General features: G+C 58.7%; 14 protein-coding genes. 5 read left to right on the forward strand and 9 right to left on the reverse strand.

Annotation, left to right across the window (positions count from 1 at the left end):
* Window positions 1–253: 253 nt before the first annotated feature.
* Both gyrA and mtnA read right to left on the reverse strand, forming a co-directional pair.
* The gene (gyrA, locus tag JFT91_RS10460) at window positions 254–3,028 is read right to left on the reverse strand and encodes a DNA gyrase subunit A (protein WP_201232350.1); all 2,775 of its coding nucleotides are present in this window, start codon (window positions 3,026–3,028) and stop codon (window positions 254–256) included.
* Window positions 3,029–3,453: 425 nt separating this feature from the next.
* Entirely contained in the window at window positions 3,454–4,530 is a 1,077-nt protein-coding gene (mtnA, locus tag JFT91_RS10465) for an S-methyl-5-thioribose-1-phosphate isomerase (protein ID WP_201146747.1), read from the reverse strand.
* Window positions 4,531–4,638: 108 nt separating this feature from the next.
* Here mtnA and JFT91_RS10470 point away from each other — a divergent pair, with 108 nt between their 5' ends.
* The 5 genes from JFT91_RS10470 (at window position 4,639) to JFT91_RS10490 (ending at window position 9,621) form a co-directional block, all read left to right on the forward strand.
* The gene (locus JFT91_RS10470; RefSeq protein ID WP_201232351.1) at window positions 4,639–5,973 is read left to right on the forward strand and encodes a TRZ/ATZ family hydrolase; all 1,335 of its coding nucleotides are present in this window, start codon (window positions 4,639–4,641) and stop codon (window positions 5,971–5,973) included.
* Window positions 5,974–6,031: 58 nt separating this feature from the next.
* Window positions 6,032–6,730, forward strand: a complete 699-nt coding sequence (ubiG, locus tag JFT91_RS10475) for a bifunctional 2-polyprenyl-6-hydroxyphenol methylase/3-demethylubiquinol 3-O-methyltransferase UbiG (RefSeq protein ID WP_007908399.1) — start codon at window positions 6,032–6,034, stop codon at window positions 6,728–6,730.
* A 4-nt stretch (window positions 6,731–6,734) separates the two neighbouring features.
* Window positions 6,735–7,406, forward strand: coding sequence for an N-acetylmuramic acid 6-phosphate phosphatase MupP (mupP, locus tag JFT91_RS10480; protein WP_201146749.1), 672 nt, complete (start codon window positions 6,735–6,737; stop codon window positions 7,404–7,406).
* Window positions 7,407–7,592: 186 nt separating this feature from the next.
* Window positions 7,593–8,333 carry a YciK family oxidoreductase gene (locus JFT91_RS10485; protein ID WP_025113079.1) on the forward strand — a complete coding sequence of 247 codons (741 nt, stop codon included), beginning with the start codon at window positions 7,593–7,595 and terminating at the stop codon, window positions 8,331–8,333.
* Between the two features lie 361 nt (window positions 8,334–8,694).
* The gene (locus JFT91_RS10490) at window positions 8,695–9,621 is read left to right on the forward strand and encodes a GGDEF domain-containing protein (protein ID WP_201146750.1); all 927 of its coding nucleotides are present in this window, start codon (window positions 8,695–8,697) and stop codon (window positions 9,619–9,621) included.
* 137 nt (window positions 9,622–9,758) lie between these two features.
* On the opposite strand, the gene JFT91_RS10495 is transcribed toward JFT91_RS10490, so the two are convergent.
* The 7 genes from JFT91_RS10495 to JFT91_RS10525 form a co-directional block, all read right to left on the reverse strand.
* The gene (locus JFT91_RS10495; RefSeq protein WP_207196858.1) at window positions 9,759–10,520 is read right to left on the reverse strand and encodes an iron-containing redox enzyme family protein; all 762 of its coding nucleotides are present in this window, start codon (window positions 10,518–10,520) and stop codon (window positions 9,759–9,761) included.
* A 79-nt stretch (window positions 10,521–10,599) separates the two neighbouring features.
* Window positions 10,600–13,059, reverse strand: coding sequence for an EAL domain-containing protein (locus JFT91_RS10500; RefSeq protein ID WP_201230956.1), 2,460 nt, complete (start codon window positions 13,057–13,059; stop codon window positions 10,600–10,602).
* A 201-nt stretch (window positions 13,060–13,260) separates the two neighbouring features.
* Entirely contained in the window at window positions 13,261–15,087 is a 1,827-nt protein-coding gene (locus JFT91_RS10505) for an ATP-binding cassette domain-containing protein (protein WP_201232353.1), read from the reverse strand.
* Window positions 15,080–15,682, reverse strand: coding sequence for a DsbA family protein (locus JFT91_RS10510; RefSeq protein ID WP_201231102.1), 603 nt, complete (start codon window positions 15,680–15,682; stop codon window positions 15,080–15,082). Before JFT91_RS10510 ends, JFT91_RS10505 begins: the two co-directional genes overlap by 8 nt.
* 35 nt (window positions 15,683–15,717) lie before the next feature.
* Entirely contained in the window at window positions 15,718–16,659 is a 942-nt protein-coding gene (trhO, locus tag JFT91_RS10515) for an oxygen-dependent tRNA uridine(34) hydroxylase TrhO (RefSeq protein WP_201230959.1), read from the reverse strand.
* Between the two features lie 174 nt (window positions 16,660–16,833).
* Complete coding sequence (locus JFT91_RS10520) at window positions 16,834–17,133, reverse strand: BolA family protein (protein WP_008079766.1); 300 nt, start codon at window positions 17,131–17,133, stop codon at window positions 16,834–16,836.
* Window positions 17,134–17,145: 12 nt separating this feature from the next.
* Window positions 17,146–17,667: a DUF2059 domain-containing protein gene (locus JFT91_RS10525; protein WP_008079765.1), complete on the reverse strand. Its 522-nt coding sequence runs from the start codon at window positions 17,665–17,667 to the stop codon at window positions 17,146–17,148.
* Window positions 17,668–17,811 lie beyond the last annotated feature (144 nt).

Consider the following 17,811-nt stretch of genomic DNA (forward strand, 5'->3'; position numbering starts at 1 on the left):
ATCCAATCTCGCTCTGATTTGGTGGTATCACGCAATAAATCGTATCGACCGTCGACACTGGAACGGCGATGAAACGCTTTCCAGTGTAGGAGTGAGCCTGCTCGCGATAACGGTGTGTCAGATAAAGATTCGCTGACTGGCACACCGCTATCGCGAGCAGGCTCGCTCCCACAGGGGATCTCCATGATGTCGAAATTTAATACCGGACAAATAACAAGGGGGCGAATTCTCATCCGCCCCCTCGTTTATCCGCTTATTGCTGCGGTTCTTCGTCTGCTGCGGCGTCGAGTTGCTGGTCTTCGACAGCATCGTCGCTCACGACCTGCGCACCGGACACCAGCCCTTCTTCACCCTCGAGCTCTTCGCCCTCGACTTCCGACGGCTCCTGAACCCGCTCCAGACCGACCAGCGTTTCATCGTTGGCCAGCTTGATCAGCGTCACGCCCTGAGTGTTACGACCCAAGCTGGACACTTCATCAACACGGGTCCGCACCAGAGTGCCCTGATCGGAGATCAGCATGATTTCTTCGCCATCCTGCACCTGAACCGCGCCGACCAGACGGCCGTTACGCTCGTTGCTGACCATGGCGATAACGCCTTGGCCGCCACGCTTGTACTCAGGGAACTCGGTGATGGCAGTACGCTTGCCATAACCACGCTCGGAAGCAGTGAGGATCTCGCTGCCTTCTTCCGGAATCAGCATGGAGATCAGCTTCTGCCCTTCTGGCAGACGCATACCACGCACACCGCGGGCGGTACGGCCCATGGCGCGAACTTCGGATTCCTTGAAGCGAGTCACCTTGCCACCGTCGGAGAACAGCATGATTTCCTGCTCGCCATCGGTGATGGCAGCGGAGATCAGGATGTCGCCTTCGTCCAGCTCCAGAGCGATCAGACCGACGCTGCGCTGACGGCTGAAGGCCACCAGCGGAGTCTTCTTGACCGTACCGTTGGCAGTCGACATGAAGATGAACGGTGCCTTCTTGCGGTCGGCAGCCTTGATGCGCGCACGGCGCTCTTCGTCGGTTTCGTTGCTGTTTTCGATTTCTTCTACGTCAGCCTCAACGCCTTCGGCCTCTTCTTCTTCAGCCTGACGCTTCATGGCTTCAAGATCGATCTGCAGCATGGTGGTGATGGTTTCATCAGCTTCCAGCGGCAGCAGATTGACCAGCGGACGGCCACGCGCAGCACGCGATGCTTCTGGAATTTCGTAGGTCTTCAGCCAGTAAACCTTGCCTTTGCTGGAGAACAGCAACAGCGTGGAGTGACTGTTGGCGACCAGCAGGTGAGCGATGTAGTCCTCATCCTTGATACCGGTGGCCGATTTGCCTTTACCGCCACGACGCTGAGCCTGATACGCAGCCAATGGCTGGGTCTTGGCGTAGCCACCATGGGAAATGGTCACGACGCGCTCTTCTTCCGGGATCATGTCGCCCAGGGTCAAGTCGAGACGGGCATCGAGAATCTCGGTGCGACGCTTGTCGCCGTATTCGGCGCGGATCACTTCCAGTTCTTCGCGGATCACTTCCATCAGGCGCACAGCGCTGTTGAGGATGCGGATCAGCTCGCCGATCTGGTTGAGGATTTCTTGATACTCGGCCAGCAGCTTTTCGTGTTCCAGACCGGTCAGGCGGTGCAGACGCAGTTCCAGGATGGCTTGCGCCTGTTCTGGCGACAGGAAGTACTTGCCTTCACGCAGACCGTATTGCGGATCGAGGTTTTCCGGACGGCACGAATCGGCACCGGCACGTTCAACCATGGCCACCACCGCCGAGGATTCCCAAGGCGTGCTGATCAGCGCTTCCTTGGCTTCCGACGGAGTTGGCGACGCCTTGATCAGCGCGATTACCGGGTCGATGTTCGACAGGGCAACGGCCTGGCCTTCGAGAATGTGGCCACGCTCACGCGCTTTGCGCAGCTCGAAAACGGTACGACGGGTGACGACTTCACGACGGTGACGTACAAAGGCTTCCAGCAGATCCTTGAGGTTGAGGATCCGCGGACGGCCATCGATCAGCGCCACGATGTTGATGCCGAATACCGATTGCAACTGAGTCTGGGCGTAGAGGTTGTTGAGGATCACCTCAGGCACTTCGCCACGACGCAATTCGATCACGACGCGCATACCGTCCTTGTCGGACTCGTCGCGCAGTTCGGTGATGCCTTCCAGTTTCTTCTCTTTAACCAGCTCGGCGATCTTCTCGATCAGACGCGCCTTGTTCAACTGGTAAGGGAGTTCGGTGATAACGATCTGCTGACGACCACCGACCTTGTCGATGTCTTCAACCATCGAACGCGCACGCATGTAAATGCGGCCACGACCGGTGCGGTAGGCTTCGATGATGCCGGCGCGACCGTTGATGATCGCAGCGGTCGGGAAGTCCGGACCAGGGATGTATTGCATCAGTTCGTCGACAGTCAGCTCGGGATTGTCGATGAGTGCCAGGCAACCGTCGATGACTTCACCGAGGTTGTGCGGCGGAATGTTGGTCGCCATGCCCACGGCAATACCGCTGGAACCGTTGACCAGCAGGTTGGGGATCCGGGTCGGCATGACCGCCGGGATCATCTCGGTGCCGTCGTAGTTCGGCACCCAGTCCACGGTTTCTTTGTGCAGGTCGGCCAACAGCTCGTGCGCCAGTTTGGTCATGCGCACTTCGGTGTATCGCATGGCCGCAGCGTTGTCGCCGTCGACCGAACCGAAGTTGCCCTGACCATCTACCAGCAGGTAGCGCAGAGAGAAAGGCTGAGCCATGCGGACGATGGTGTCGTACACCGCAGTATCACCGTGAGGGTGATACTTACCGATCACGTCACCGACAACACGGGCAGATTTCTTGTACGGCTTGTTGAAGTCGTTGCCCAGCTCGCTCATCGCGAACAGCACGCGACGGTGCACGGGCTTGAGGCCATCGCGCGCATCCGGCAGTGCACGGCCGACGATCACGCTCATCGCGTAGTCGAGGTAGGACTGCTTCAGCTCGTCTTCGATATTGACCGGGAGGATTTCTTTGGCCAGTTCGCCCATGAGAAGCTCGATTCCTTTTTCTGGTGAAACCTCGTCACATCCATAGGGATCACGAAGCTCGTCGATGCAGACTGAGTGCCATGCGCCGACTTACGACAAATCAACAAGTTGAACCCTGGATTTGCGCAGTGAAGACAACCCCGTGGGACTGCCTCGGAAAACGCCGGATGCTACCACAATCGCCGCCACGCACCTATCCCCCATAAGCGCATGGTGCATAGTTAGTTGACCAGTAATCGCCTGAAAGGGGGACGAGAGAGGCTTAGAGAGTTAATGAATGAAGATTTTGTGATCGGTTTAGGCTTGTTTATTGACTTTTAGGGCTTCATCGCCAGCAGACTGGCTCCCACACTGATCTCCAGTGATCACAATACCTGTGGGAGTGAAGCTGCTCGCGATGGCGCCCCGACAGACGCCAGAGCCAATCAATGCAGGCGCTTGCGGCACATCAACTGGGCCATTTTGGCGGTATCCGGGCGCTCGACGATGCCTTTCTCGGTGACGATCGCATCGATCAGATCCGCCGGCGTCACGTCAAACACAGGGTTGAATGCTTCAACGTCCGCGCCAACGCGCTTGCCGCCCACTTCCAGCAACTCGGCTCCGTCACGCTCCTCAATCGGGATGTCGTCGCCGCTGGCCAGGTTCATGTCGATGGTCGAACTCGGCGCCACGACCATGAAACGCACGCCGTGGTGCATGGCGTTGACCGCCAGTTGATAGGTGCCAATCTTGTTCGCCACATCACCGTTGGCGGTGATGCGGTCAGCGCCGACGATCACCCAGGTCACGCCCTTGGTTTTCATGATGTGCGCGGCCGCGGAGTCGGCGTTCAGGGTCACCGGAATGCCTTCATTGGCCAGCTCCCACGCGGTAAGGCGTGAACCCTGCAGCCAGGGCCGGGTTTCGTCGGCGTAAACGCGTTCAACCATGCCTTCGATAAAAGCCGCCCGAATGACCCCCAGCGCCGTACCGAACCCGCCGGTGGCCAGCGCGCCAGTATTGCAGTGGGTCAAAATTGCCTGCGCATTGCCCTGATGCTTGCGGATAAGGTCGACGCCCAGTTGCGCCATGGTCAGGTTGGCTTCGCGGTCGCTTTCATGAATGGCGATGGCTTCGGCTTCCAGCGCCGCCAGCGGATCGGCATTGTCTTTCAAGCGATCGAGGCGATCGTGCATACGCCCCAACGCCCAGAACAGATTGACCGCCGTGGGGCGGGAGTCTGCCAGCAGGGCGAAATCCTCTTCCAGCGCCGCATACCAGTCGCCACCTTCAGCGACCCGCGCGCGGGCTGCGAGCACAATGCCATAGGCCGCACTGATACCGATGGCCGGTGCGCCGCGCACCACCATCGAGCGAATCGCCTCAGCGACGCCGGCGGCGCTGGTGTAGGCAATCCAGGTTTCCTCGAACGGCAAAATACGCTGATCCAGCAGGTGGAGCGCGCCATCTCGCCAATCGATGGCCTTTACTTTCTCCGCAGCCAACAGTCGATCGCGCATCCCTCACCCCGCACTCATGAACAAAAGCCGCCGATTATAGCGATCCCCCCGCCAAGACGCTCGGGTATACTTCGCCATCCTTTACAAAAGCACTGGAACCGACCCTCGATGCCGAAACCTGCCATTGCGCTCGACTTATTATTGCTGCCGACCTGGCTGGTACCCGTCGAACCTGCTGGCGTTGTGCTCAAGGAGCATGGCCTGGGTATCCGCGACGGGCGCATCGTGTTTATCGGCCCACGCGCCGAAGCGTTGAAGTGTAACGCCACTGAAGTGCGCGAATTACCGGATGTTTTGCTCAGCCCCGGCTTGATCAACGCCCATGGCCACGCGGCGATGACGCTGTTCCGTGGCCTGGCTGACGATCTGCCGTTGATGACTTGGCTGGAGAACCACATCTGGCCGGCCGAAGCCAAATGGGTCGATGAAGATTTTGTCCGTGACGGCACCGATCTGGCCATCGCCGAGCAGATAAAGGGTGGCATCACCTGCTTCTCGGACATGTACTTCTTCCCGAAGGTTGCCAGCGAGCGCGTGCACAACAGCGGCATTCGCGCGCAGATCGCGATTCCGATCCTTGATTTTCCGATTCCCGGTGCCAGCAGCGCCGATGAAGCCATTCGTCAGGGTGTCGAACTGTTCGGTGATCTGAAGCATCACGAACGGATCAAAATCACCTTCGGCCCTCATGCACCCTACACCGTCGGCGACGAGAACCTCGAGAAAATCCGCGTGATTGCCGAGGAGCTGGACGCATCGATCCACATGCATGTCCACGAAACTGCTTTTGAGGTGCAGCAATCGCTGGAGCAGCGCGGCGAGCGCCCCCTGGCCCGTCTCGGCCGTCTGGGCCTGCTCGGCCCACGCTTCCAGGCCGTGCACATGACCCAGATCAGCGATGACGACCTGGCGTTGCTGGTAGAAAGCAACACCAGCGTCATTCACTGCCCGGAGTCGAACCTGAAGCTGGCCAGCGGCTTTTGCCCGGTCGAGCGTTTGTGGCAGGCTGGGGTGAATGTCGCGGTCGGCACTGACGGCGCGGCGAGCAACAACGATCTCGACCTGCTCGGCGAAACCCGCACCGCCGCGCTGCTGGCGAAAGCCGTCGCCGGTTCGGCCACGGCGCTGGACGCCCATCGTGCGCTGCGCATGGCGACACTGAATGGCGCGCGTGCGCTGGGGATCGAAATACAGGTTGGTTCACTGGAAATCGGCAAAGCCGCCGACATCGTCGCCTTCGACCTGTCTGGCCTGGCGCAGCAACCGGTCTATGACCCGGTGTCACAACTTATCTATGCCACCGGTCGCGATTGCGTGAAACACCTGTGGGTCGCCGGCAAACAACTGCTCGACGACCGCCGCCTGACGCGACTGGACGAACAACAACTGGGCGCCACCGCCCGCGCCTGGGGCCAGCGCATCAGCGGCCACACCGAATCGTAAACACCGCGGAGCAACCTCCGCGGCTACAACCCTTTTCAAGTTTTAGAGGATTGAACACATGAGCAACGTCGACCACGCCGAAATCGCCAAATTCGAAGCCCTGGCCCATCGCTGGTGGGACCGCGAAAGCGAGTTCAAGCCACTGCACGACATCAACCCGCTGCGGGTCAACTGGATTGACGAGCGGGTCAATCTGGCCGGCAAGAAAGTCCTCGACGTCGGTTGCGGCGGCGGCATCCTCAGCGAAGCCATGGCCCAGCGTGGCGCCACCGTGATGGGCATCGACATGGGCGAAGCGCCGCTGGCGGTCGCGCAACTGCATCAGCTGGAATCCGGCGTCAGCGTCGAATACCGGCAGATCACCGCCGAAGCCCTGGCCGAGGAAATGCCCGAGCAGTTCGACGTGGTGACTTGCCTGGAAATGCTCGAACACGTGCCAGACCCATCGTCGGTGATCCGCGCCTGCTTCCGCATGGTCAAGCCGGGCGGCCAAGTGTTCTTCTCGACCATCAACCGCAACCCGAAGGCGTACCTGTTCGCCATCATCGGCGCCGAATACATCATGAAGCTGTTGCCGCGCGGCACTCACGACTTCAAGAAGTTCATCCGTCCGTCCGAGCTGGGCGCGTGGAGCCGCATGGCCGGCCTGACCGTCAAGGACATCATCGGTCTGACTTACAACCCGCTGACCAAGCACTACAAGCTGGCCAACGACGTAGACGTCAACTACATGATCCAGACCCTGCGCGAGGAGTAAGCCGATGGCCATCAGAGCAGTCCTTTTCGACATGGACGGCACCCTGCTCGACACGGCGCCGGACTTCATCGCCATCTGCCAGGCAATGCGCGCGGATCGCGGCTTGCCGCCGATCAACGACAAGCACATCCGCGACGAGATTTCCGGCGGCGCCAAAGCCATGGTCGCGGTGACGTTTTCGATGGATCCGGAGTCGCCGGGCTTCGAGGCGCTGCGTCTGGAGTTCCTCGAGCGTTATCTGGTCGGTTGTGCCGTGCACAGCAAACTGTTCGACGGCATGGGCGAACTACTCGCCGATATCGAGAAGGCCAATCTGGTATGGGGTGTGGTCACCAACAAACCACTGCGCTTTGCCGAACCGATCATGCGGCAATTGGGGCTGGCCGAGCGTTCGGCGCTGCTGATCTGCCCGGATCACGTGAAAAACAGCAAGCCTGATCCCGAGCCGTTGATCCTCGCGTGCAAGATGCTTGATCTGGATCCATCGACGGTTTTGTTTGTGGGCGATGATCTGCGTGATATCGAATCGGGGCGCGATGCCGGCACAAAAACGGCGGCGGTGACGTTTGGCTACATTCATCCTGACGACAACCCGCGGCATTGGGGAGCGGACGTGGTGGTGGATCATCCGTCGGAATTGCGCAAGGTGCTCGATAGCGCGCTCTGCAGTTGCTGACCCGACTGTTTGCAGGATGCCTTTTGTGGCGAGGGGATTTATCCCCGATCGACGGCGAAGCCGTCGTTAAATCTGCACGTCAAATCGACCTGAACGAATGCTGGGGCTGCTGCGCAACCCATCGGGGATAAATCCCCTCACCACAAAGGGTGAAGCAGGTCTTCATGAATGGATTGTGAGGTTTTTATGTTTGATTACTCCGCTCGTCCCGAATTGCTCAAGGATCGGGTCATTCTGGTCACCGGTGCCGGTCGCGGCATTGGCGCGGCTGCGGCGAAAACCTACGCCGCACATGGAGCGACCGTGCTGCTGCTGGGCAAGACCGAAGCCAATCTGACTCAGGTCTATGACGAGATCGAAGCAGCGGGCCATCCGCAGCCGGCAGTCATTCCGTTCAATCTCGAAACCGCCCTGCCGCACCAGTACGATGAACTGGCGGCGATGATCGAAACCGAATTCGGCCACCTCGACGGCTTGCTGCACAACGCTTCGATTATTGGCCCGCGCACGCCGATCGAGCAGTTGTCCGGGGAAAACTTCATGCGTGTCATGCAAGTCAACGTCAACGCCATGTTCATGCTGACCAGCACATTGTTGCCGCTGCTCAAGCTGTCGCAGGACGCCTCGGTAGTGTTCACTTCCAGCAGCGTCGGCCGTAAGGGCCGTGCCTACTGGGGCGCCTACGGCGTGTCGAAATTCGCCACCGAAGGCTTGATGCAAACACTGGCCGACGAGGTCGACGGCGTTGCGCCGGTACGCTCCAACAGCATCAATCCCGGCGGTACCCGCACCAGCATGCGCGCTCAAGCGTACCCAGGCGAAAACCCGCTGAACAACCCGACACCCGAGGAGATCATGCCGGTCTACCTCTACTTGATGGGCCCGGACAGCACCGGCATCAATGGTCAGGCATTCAACGCCCAGTAGTGCCATACGTCGCATTTGTTGCCGTGGCGGTTTACCGTCGCGGCATAGATTTGCCGCTGCCGACCACAATAAATAAGTCAATTATCCAGCGCCCTCCTTCATCGATATTGCTCAAGCCATTGAATCAAAAGGGTTTTAATAAACCTGAACTGAATGGCACGACTTTCGCTCTAAATTTCCTCAAAGCATGCCGTGTGAAGGCACTGGGGCAAGCCCGGTTTCGATAGCTTACTAATCGTCATCAGGCAGACTAAACTTACGCCAAATGTCCTACGGGACTGATGGATCAGTATGACGCGCAGCCCATAGCCGCTCTCACCCAGCCTGTAAGACAGACTTACTGCTTAGGGGCTCACGCCATATGAAATCACCCTCCCAGACCAATGCAATTGACTTCGACAGCGCCAAATTGCAACGCCTGGGCTTTGGTCAACTGCCTCCCTTGCTGGAGCGGCCGACCAGTCTTGCGCAATTGCGTCAGCAACTGAGCCTGCAACTGCAAACCAGCCTTGAACCGCAACGGATCCTCGGTCTTTTTTTCCGAGAAGTTCAGCGTCTCGTTCCGCTGGACGCCTTGAGCTACGTGCACCAAGGCAGCGACCTGCGCCTGGAGTTCGGCGCTCGTGGTCATCATTCCGTCAGCTACAGCCTGAGCCACGAAGGCGAGCACATGGGCGAACTGGTGTTCCGCCGCAATCAGCGCTTCAACGATCAGGAACAAGGCAATCTCGAATCGCTGCTGTCGTCACTGCTCTATCCGATGCGCAATGCCCTGCTCTACCGCGCCGCCACTCAAAGCGCGTTGCGCGATCCGTTGACCGGCGCTGGCAATCGCATCGCCATGGAGCAGACCCTGCAACGCGAGATCGAAATGTCACGCCGGCACCTGCAACCGTTGTCGGTGCTGATGCTCGACATCGACCATTTCAAACGGGTTAACGACAGTCATGGTCACCGCGCCGGCGATGACGTGCTCAAAGCCGTTGCCGCGTCGATCAAAGGGCAACTACGCAATGTCGACATGGTGTTTCGTTATGGCGGAGAAGAGTTTCTGATACTGCTGTCCAACACCAGCCGTGAGGCGGCGGCAATGGTTGGTGAGCGTTTGCGTTATGCGGCGCAGGCGGCGGAGTATTACGCCGATGGCCAGTTACTTGAGCTGACTGTCAGCCTGGGATGCTCGACGCTGTTGCCGGGCGAGTCGGCCGAGAGCCTGGTGCGACGTGCCGATAGCGCGCTGTATGTGGCCAAGCGTGAAGGCCGTAATCGCTTGGCGATGGCGGGCTGACATTCTTCGACCGCCACAAAACAGTGTGGGAGCGAGCCTGCTCGCGAATGCGATTTGACACTCAACAATGAGTTGACTGACACACCGCCTTCGCGAGCAGGCTCGCTCCCACATTGGGTTGTACGTGAAGCCGAAAATCAGCTTTCGACTACAGCCCTGCGCTCACGGCTTACAAGCAAACGCTCGGACGTCTCCAATTGCATACAGCGCTCCAGGAACAGGTACATGTAGTCGTAACTCTTGCACACTGCCTGACGTAGTTCGGCTTGCAGAGCCTTGCTCGGGTTCATGCCAGCCAGGGTGCAGATGATCTCCAGCGCTTCCCATGGATGAGCATCATCGTACTGGGCATGCATCTTCAGCCACTTCATCGCACGCTTTCGATCTTCCTCCGGGAATGCCGCGGCATAGACACCCGTAGAACAGACCAGCGCCGACCACTCCCCGGTCGCGCCCTCGATTGCATAGTTGGTCGCGGCGATGGCCACGATCAGCGAATCGGCCGAACTGGTGTGCCAGCACCAATGACTCAAGGCATGCAGTTCGGGCGGCACTTGCTGCGCCTGCAAGTCTTCCAGGCTCACGCCATGGGCTCGACTCCAATGCAGCCAGTAATCGGCGTGATTGAGTTCGACGCGAATATTGCGCATCAGCCAGCGTCGCGCCATGTCTTCGCCCGGATGGCGGGCAAACTTGGTCTTGGTCAGGTTCTGCGCCATGTACAACGCGAATTGCTCAACCACGGGCCAGCCTCCTACGAGGTACTGACGCATTGTTCTGGCGCTGAGCTTGTTATCACGCATGCGCATATATAACTCATGTTCGACAACCCGGCGCTTGCTCTCGCTGCAATCCTGAATGAGCTGTTGTGCCCAGGCAGGATAACTTGCAGCTTCCATGAGTGGTCCGGTTCGGTTGAATGTGTCGATCACTGTTCGGCTCCTTTTGATTTGTGATTGTAAGGATCGGCAAGAGACTTCAACGGAACGTGCCAGGCGCTTTGAATAACAGCGGCTGCGGTCTGGCGGGCCGACTTTGCAAACTGTCACAGGTAAACAATTGCGGACGTTCGATGACGTAACCCTGAGCGTAATCAACGCCGATTTCAAGCAATGCCTGCTCAATCAGCGTTGTTTCAACAAACTCGGCAATTGTCTGCTTACCCATGACATGCCCGATGTGATTGATCACTTCGACCATTGCGCGGTTAATCGGGTCGTCCAGCATATCCTTTACGAAACTCCCGTCGATCTTCAGGAAGTCTACAGGTAAATGTTTCAGATAAGCGAATGAAGACATTCCGGCGCAAAAGTCGTCCAGCGAGAAGTAACAACCTAAACCTTTGAGTTCATTAATAAATCGGATAGCGCTGCCTAAATTTGCAATGGCGCTAGTTTCGGTAATTTCAAAACAAATCATTTCAGGCGGTATGGCATAGTTAACAAACTGTTCCCGCAGGAAGTGCAAAAACGCGTCATCTCCTATAGTAATTCCTGACAGATTAATCGCACACATCGCTAACGGACCTTCATGTTGTTCCGTAATACACTGAGCAATAATCTTAAATACGTTTTGCACCACCCACCGGTCCAACTGACTCATCAAACCGTAACGCTCGGCGGCCGGAATGAAACTGTCCGGCAAAATCATCCGCCCGGCCTCGTCATGCAGTCGAAGCAGAATTTCAATGTGCGCGCGCTCTTCCTTGACGCTTCCCAGCGGAGCGATTTGCTGGGCGTAGAGACAGAAGCGGTTTTCCTCCAGTGCCATATGCAAGCGTTGCACCCAGGCCATTTCACCGAAGCGCAGCGACAATTCCGAATCGTCGGCATGGTAGACCTGCACCCGATTACGGCCCTTTTCCTTGGCCATGTAGCAAGCCATGTCGGCGGCGCGCAAAGACGTTTCGAGCGTGGTCGGTGTCTGGGTGATATGCACCAGGCCGATGCTGACGGTGGTCAGAAATGGCCGTCCCTTCCAGACAAAGTGCAGGTTTTGCACGGTCTGGCGCAGGCTTTCGGCAATCTTTTCCGATGCCTCCGGTGCGCAGTTTTCCAGAAGAATGCCGAACTCGTCACCGCCGAGCCGAGCCAGGGTATCGCCCTCTCGCAAGCCCGATTGCAACAAGGCGCAGATGTGCCGCAGCAATTCATCGCCCGCCGCGTGGCCGCAGGTGTCGTTGACCAGTTTGAATTGATCGAGATCGAGGAACATCAGCGCGTGGCGCCCACCCTGACGCGTGAGGTTGTGCAACGCCTGCTCCAGGCGATATTCGAATTCACGACGGTTGGCCAGCCCGGTCAGCGCATCGTGAGTGGCCTGCCACGACAGATTGGCGATGTATTGCCGCTCCTGAGTCATGTCGTGCAGCACCAGCACCGTGCCACTGACTTTTCCGGCATGGCGGATCGGCGCTCCCACCAGCGTCACCGACACCGTGCTGCCGTCCAGCCGCTGGATCAGCTTGGAGTGTTCGCTACCACCGCTGAGCTGGCCGCTGAGAATGTGTTCGATCAGCGTCAGCCCCTCGGTCTGAGCATTGTCATCCAGCAAATTGAACAGTGCGGCCAGCGGCAGACCAGCCGCCTGCTCGGCTTTCCAGTGAGTCAGCGCCTCGGCAGCCGGGTTCATGTAATCGATGGCCCCGGCGACATCAGTGGTGATCACCCCGTCGCCAATCGAATGCAGGGTGATGTGCGCGCGGTCTTTCTCCAGCTGCAGCGCCTCGGCAAAGGCATGGCGTTGCTTGAGCAACTTATGCGTGCGCAACAAGGCCAGCACGATCAACCCCAGTGCCGTGGCCAGGTTGGTCAACAGCAGCAGCCGCAGGATCATTCGCGATCCTTCGCCCAATGCATCGCTGAACGCCTTGGCCGCCGGCGTCACGCCATCGTTGATGGCGAAAATCTGCTCTTTCCAGCGGCGGATATCCGTATCGCTGGCGCTGTTGCCGGTGATCCTTTGGTGCATCTCGCGCGCGACGTTATCCAGCTCCACCAGATAGGCATCGCCCACGGTCCAGCGGTCGATGGCGGTTTCCAGATAACTGAAATGACGAAAATTGAGGTACAGCCAGATCAGGCTGGAGACGTCGTCCGGGTGGTTACCGCCTTTGAGAATGCCCTCGCGCGCCGAGGTCAGGTCCGGCGGCTGACGATCGAGCGCCAAACGCAGTTGATGGCCACCCTGAGGAACGGCAATCGCGTTTTTGTATTTGAGGAAAATCGCCTCGTCACGACTGTCGGCATACAGATTGAGGTAGTAGATGGCGTCCTTCTGGCCCTTGGACCAGAGGCTTTCGCCCGCCACATAACCGCGAACTGCCGACAGGACGTAAAGACTCACGCCACCCAATAACGCCTGAAACACCACGACGGCGATGAAGGGCCAGACGATGCCCAGCAACCGAGGCGTTCCGAGAGTCCGCTTTTGCTTCATGGGATCCCTTGCGCAAGCACTGCCAGTTGAACACCGGAAAATCCCGCTCCTGACAGCTCAGCCTAGGCTAATTTTCGACATGTCAAAGGGGCAGCTCTGCCGTCCACTATGTCGATCGTGCAACCTGGTTGTCTGCGGAGGTATTCCGGGCGTCTTTACTCAAAGCAATTCAAGCACTAAGCACAGAAACGCGGATAAAACTCAAGGGCGCTGGATTTGTTGCAAATGCCCATAGAGTTTGGCGTACAAACCGCCATCGGCGATCAGTTGCTGATGATCGCCATCCTCGGCCACTTGCCCACCGTCAAACACCAGCACACGGTCGGCTTGCTTCACTGCCGATAGTCGATGGGCAATGATCAGCGTGGTGCGCCCACTGAGGAAGCGCGCCATGGCCTGATGCAGGTTGTACTCGGTGGCGGCGTCGAGGGCCGAGGTGGCTTCGTCGAGAATCACGACTTTCGGCTCGGCGAGGATCATCCGCGCAATCGCCAGGCGTTGCCGTTGGCCGCCCGAGAGGCGCACTCCGGAGCGACCGACAATGCTGTCGAGGCCATCCGGCAAGGCGCGGATGGTCGCTTCGAGCTGGGCGATTTCCAGTGCCTGCCAGCAGGCCTCGTCACTGCGCGTACGGCCCATGGTCAGGTTGGCGCGTACGGTGTCGTTGAACAGCGCCGGATGTTGCAACACCACCGCGACGTTTTCGCGAACAGTATCCAGACCGATTTCCTGCTGGGTCGAACCGCCGAAACGGATAGTCCCGGAGAGCGGCGTGTACAGTCCGAGCAGCAATTGCACGAGGGTACTTTTACCACCGCCACTGGCGCCGACAATCGCGACTTTCTCACCGGGTGCAATCGACAGATCAAGTTGATCCAGCACCAGTTCATCCCCGTAACCGAAGCTCAAGCCTTGCACCTGAATGCCCACGGTGTCGCGGCCCTTGAACGGATCGACGCCACCGGGATACTGCGGCTCATCGGCGCGCGCCAGCAGCTCGTTGATGCGCGTCAGCGCGCCGCCAGCCGCGTAATAGGCATATTGCAGATTGAGCAGTTGTTCGACCGGGCCGATCATGAACCACAGATAACTGAACACCGCGAGCATCTGCCCGATCGACAAATCGGAGAACAGCACCGTAAGCATCGCTGCCGCTCGGAAGATGTCGATGCCGAACTGAAACAGCAGACCACTGGCGCGGTTGGAGGCGTCGGTTTTCCACTGCGAGTTGACCGCGTAGTTGCGCACCTCCTGCGCCCGCAACCCGAGCCGGCCGAGGAAGAAACCCTGACGATTGCCGGCGCGTATTTCCTGTATCGCCTCGAGGGTTTCGCTCAGCGCCTGGGTGAAGCGCGAGGTGCTGTCGTTCTCGAGTTTTTTCAGGTGTTTGACGCGCTTGCCCAATTGCACCGTGGCGTAGATCACCAGCGGATTGAACAGCAGAATCAGCAGCGCGAGTTTCCAGTGCATCCACATCAGGATGCTCGCAGTGCCCACCAGCGTCAGCATTGCCACCAGAAAACGGCTGAGGGTTTCGCCAACAAACTTGTCGAGGGTATCGAGGTCGGTGACCAGATGCGTGGTCACAGTGCCACTGCCCAGACTTTCGTATTCGCCCAGAGAAATGCGTTTGAGGCGTTCGATCAAGCGCACGCGGATGCGATAGACGATGTCTTTGGCCAAACGTGCAAACAGCCGCGACTGCAATACGCCAAAACACAGGGAGCCGCACCGCAACGTCAGCGTCACCAGCAACATCAGTCCGATATAGCCTGCCGCTTGTTGCCACATCGACGGCAGCACATGGTTCATCACTTTCAGCGCGGCGTCGCCGTGACCGAGCAGCACTTCGTCGACCAGCAATGGCAGCAGCAGCGGAATCGGCACGCTGCACAGCGTCGCCAGAACGGCCACGCCGTTAGCGATCCACAGGGATTTTTTGTGATGCAGTGCCAATCGCCGGACTTCTGCCCAGCTCAGCCGGTCGACACGCTTTACGGCTGGCGTGTCATCGGCCAGGTCAGGCACAGGCAGCGCGCTCCAGCCAGCGGCCGAGCAACGGCGACAGCTCGCTGAGTGGTTGATAGCCGTTGGTCAGCAGCGCCAGTTGACCATTGCGCTCGGCGAGCAGGGTCGGAAACCCGGCGATGCCGAGATCCTGCACCCAATTGAAATCCGCCGCGGTGGCTTCATGCTGATCGGCACGATCAAACAGCGCAGCAAATTCGATGCGCGGCACGCCGGCCTGCTCGGCCAGTTCCACCAGCACGCTGGCCTGGGTGACGTCGCGACCTTCAGCGTAAAAGGCCTTCTGAATCAGCCCCAGCAATGTCCACGCGCAATCCGGCGCCAGACTGCGCGCGGTGACGATCGCACGGCAGGCAGGCTCGGTGTCGTAGACAAAACCATCGGGCAACGCGCCGTCGAACTTGAACGGCTGGCCGGTGGCCTCGGTGACCGCTTGCCAGTGCTCAAGAATGTAACGGCGGGTCGTCGGTTCCAACGCTGCACCGCTGCCGGTGCGCAAGCCGCCGACCACCAGGTGCAGCTCAACCCCGGCTGCTTGCGCCTGCTCAACCAATGCCTTGGCCACGGGAGCGAACCCCCAGCACCAGGAACACATCGGATCCATCACATAAAGCAGGCGCGCAGACATGATTAAGCCTCGGTGGATGCTTGCTTATAGTTGTAGCCGATCGGGTGCGGCTGGTTGCGCGCCTTGGCCAGTTCGATCTGCTTTTGCCGATCGATGGCGCTGCGGCGGGTTTTCTCGCTCAGCTTGTCCCAGCAGTGCGGGCAACTGATACCGGCCACGTAGTGCTCGGAGGCGCGATCTTCAACGCTGACCGGTGTGCGGCAGGCATGACATTGATCGTAGTCGCCTTCGCTGAGGTCGTGACGCACGGTCACACGGTTATCGAACACAAAGCAGTCGCCCTGCCACTTGGTTTCTTCCTGCGGCACCTCTTCGAGGTACTTCAGGATGCCACCCTTGAGGTGGTAAACCTCCTCGAAACCCTCACCGAGCATGTAGCTCGAGGCTTTTTCGCAGCGAATGCCACCGGTGCAGAACATCGCGACCTTCTTGTGCACGGCCGGGTCGAAGTGCTCTTTGATGTAGTCGGGAAATTCGCGAAAACTGGTGGTTTTCGGATCGATGGCGCCTTCGAAGGTGCCAATCGACACTTCGTAATCGTTGCGCGTATCGATCAACAGCACTTCAGGGTCGCTGATCAACGCGTTCCAGTCTTGCGGATCAACGTAGGTGCCGACCTTTTTGTTCGGGTCGACGCCATCGACACCGAGGGTGACGATCTCTTTCTTCAGTTTGACCTTGGTGCGATAGAACGGCTGCTCGTCGCAGTACGACTCTTTGTGATCGATGTCGATCATGCGTGGGTCGTTCTTGAGCCAGGCGAGCAGGCCGTCAATGCCTTCGCGGGTGCCGGAAACCGTGCCGTTGATGCCTTCTTCGGCAATCAGCAGGGTGCCTTTGATTTCGTTGTCGACCATCGCTTGCAACAGAGGCTCGCGCAGGTTGACGTAATCTTCGAGGGTGACGAACTTATACAGTGCCGCCACGACAATCGGTTGTGTCATGGGTATTTCTCCAGGTGGCTACCCTCGCAAAGGGTGAACCGGATTCAAAAAAAACGCGCCGGGTGAGCGGCGCGTTGCGGATTCTAGCAAAAACACTGTGGTTTTAGGATCTGCTGATGTTTCTTTGGAAAAATCCCCTCACCACAAAAGCCCCTGCCACCACTGCATCCAATATTAGTGTTTGCTTCCTCCTGCACAGGTCGGCGACGCCGGGGCGGCGCCGGTCTCTGCCCATTCCTGCGGGGTGTAGGTGTGCAGCGCCAACGCATGGAACTCGCCCATCAGCTCGCCGAGCGTGCCGTAGACTTTCTGGTGGCGCTTGACCCGGTTCAGACCTTCAAACTGCGCGCTGACCACCACAGCCTTGAAGTGGGTTTGCAACCCGCGACTGTGCATGTGGCTTTCATCCAGCACTTGCAGGTGCTCAGGCTGTAACAGGCCCAGCGTGGATTCGATGCGTTGTTGCATGCTCATCAGAAACTCCGCTTACGGCTTTTTCTTGGCCGGAGCAGCGCCTTTCGGGGCCAGCTCGTTGGTCATGTCTTCCAGCAGTTTGTTGACTACCGGTACTGCGCTTTCCAGCTTGGCCTGGGTCATCTGGGCCGATTGCTGAGTCAGCTGCGGCATTTTTTCCAGGACTTTTTTGCCCAGTGGCGACTGGTAGAACGCAACCAGGTCTTTCAGCTCGGATTCGCTGAAGTTGGTGGTGTAGAGCTTGACCATGTCAGGCTTCAGCTTGTTCCAGCCAATGGCCTGATCCAGCGCGGCGTTAGCTTTGGCCTGATAGGTTTCCAGCGTGGCTTTCTTGGATTCCGGGGCTTTGGTCTGTTCAAAACGCTGAGCGAACATTTGCTGCACTTGCATGTACACCGGAGTGCCCAGTTTGTCAGCGTGCGCCAGGGTCAGGAAAGCTTCGGCACTGGCGTTGTGGCTGGCGGTATCGGCAAGCACCTGGCCGCTGGCGCAAACCAGTGCAACCGCGGTACAGATGGCACGAAGACGAGTCATCGAGTTTCCTTTTAAGCAAAGCGAGGTAAAACCCCAAGGGCGACCATTCTGCGCCTAAAAATCGCTGCGGCTCAACCCCCGAGCCTTGCAGCGCTTGATTGGCAGGGTTTTACCGGTCAACAATCGGATCGAGGGAACCACCTG

It is taken from the genome of Pseudomonas sp. TH08, from assembly GCF_016651275.1.
GTDB lineage: Bacteria > Pseudomonadota > Gammaproteobacteria > Pseudomonadales > Pseudomonadaceae > Aquipseudomonas.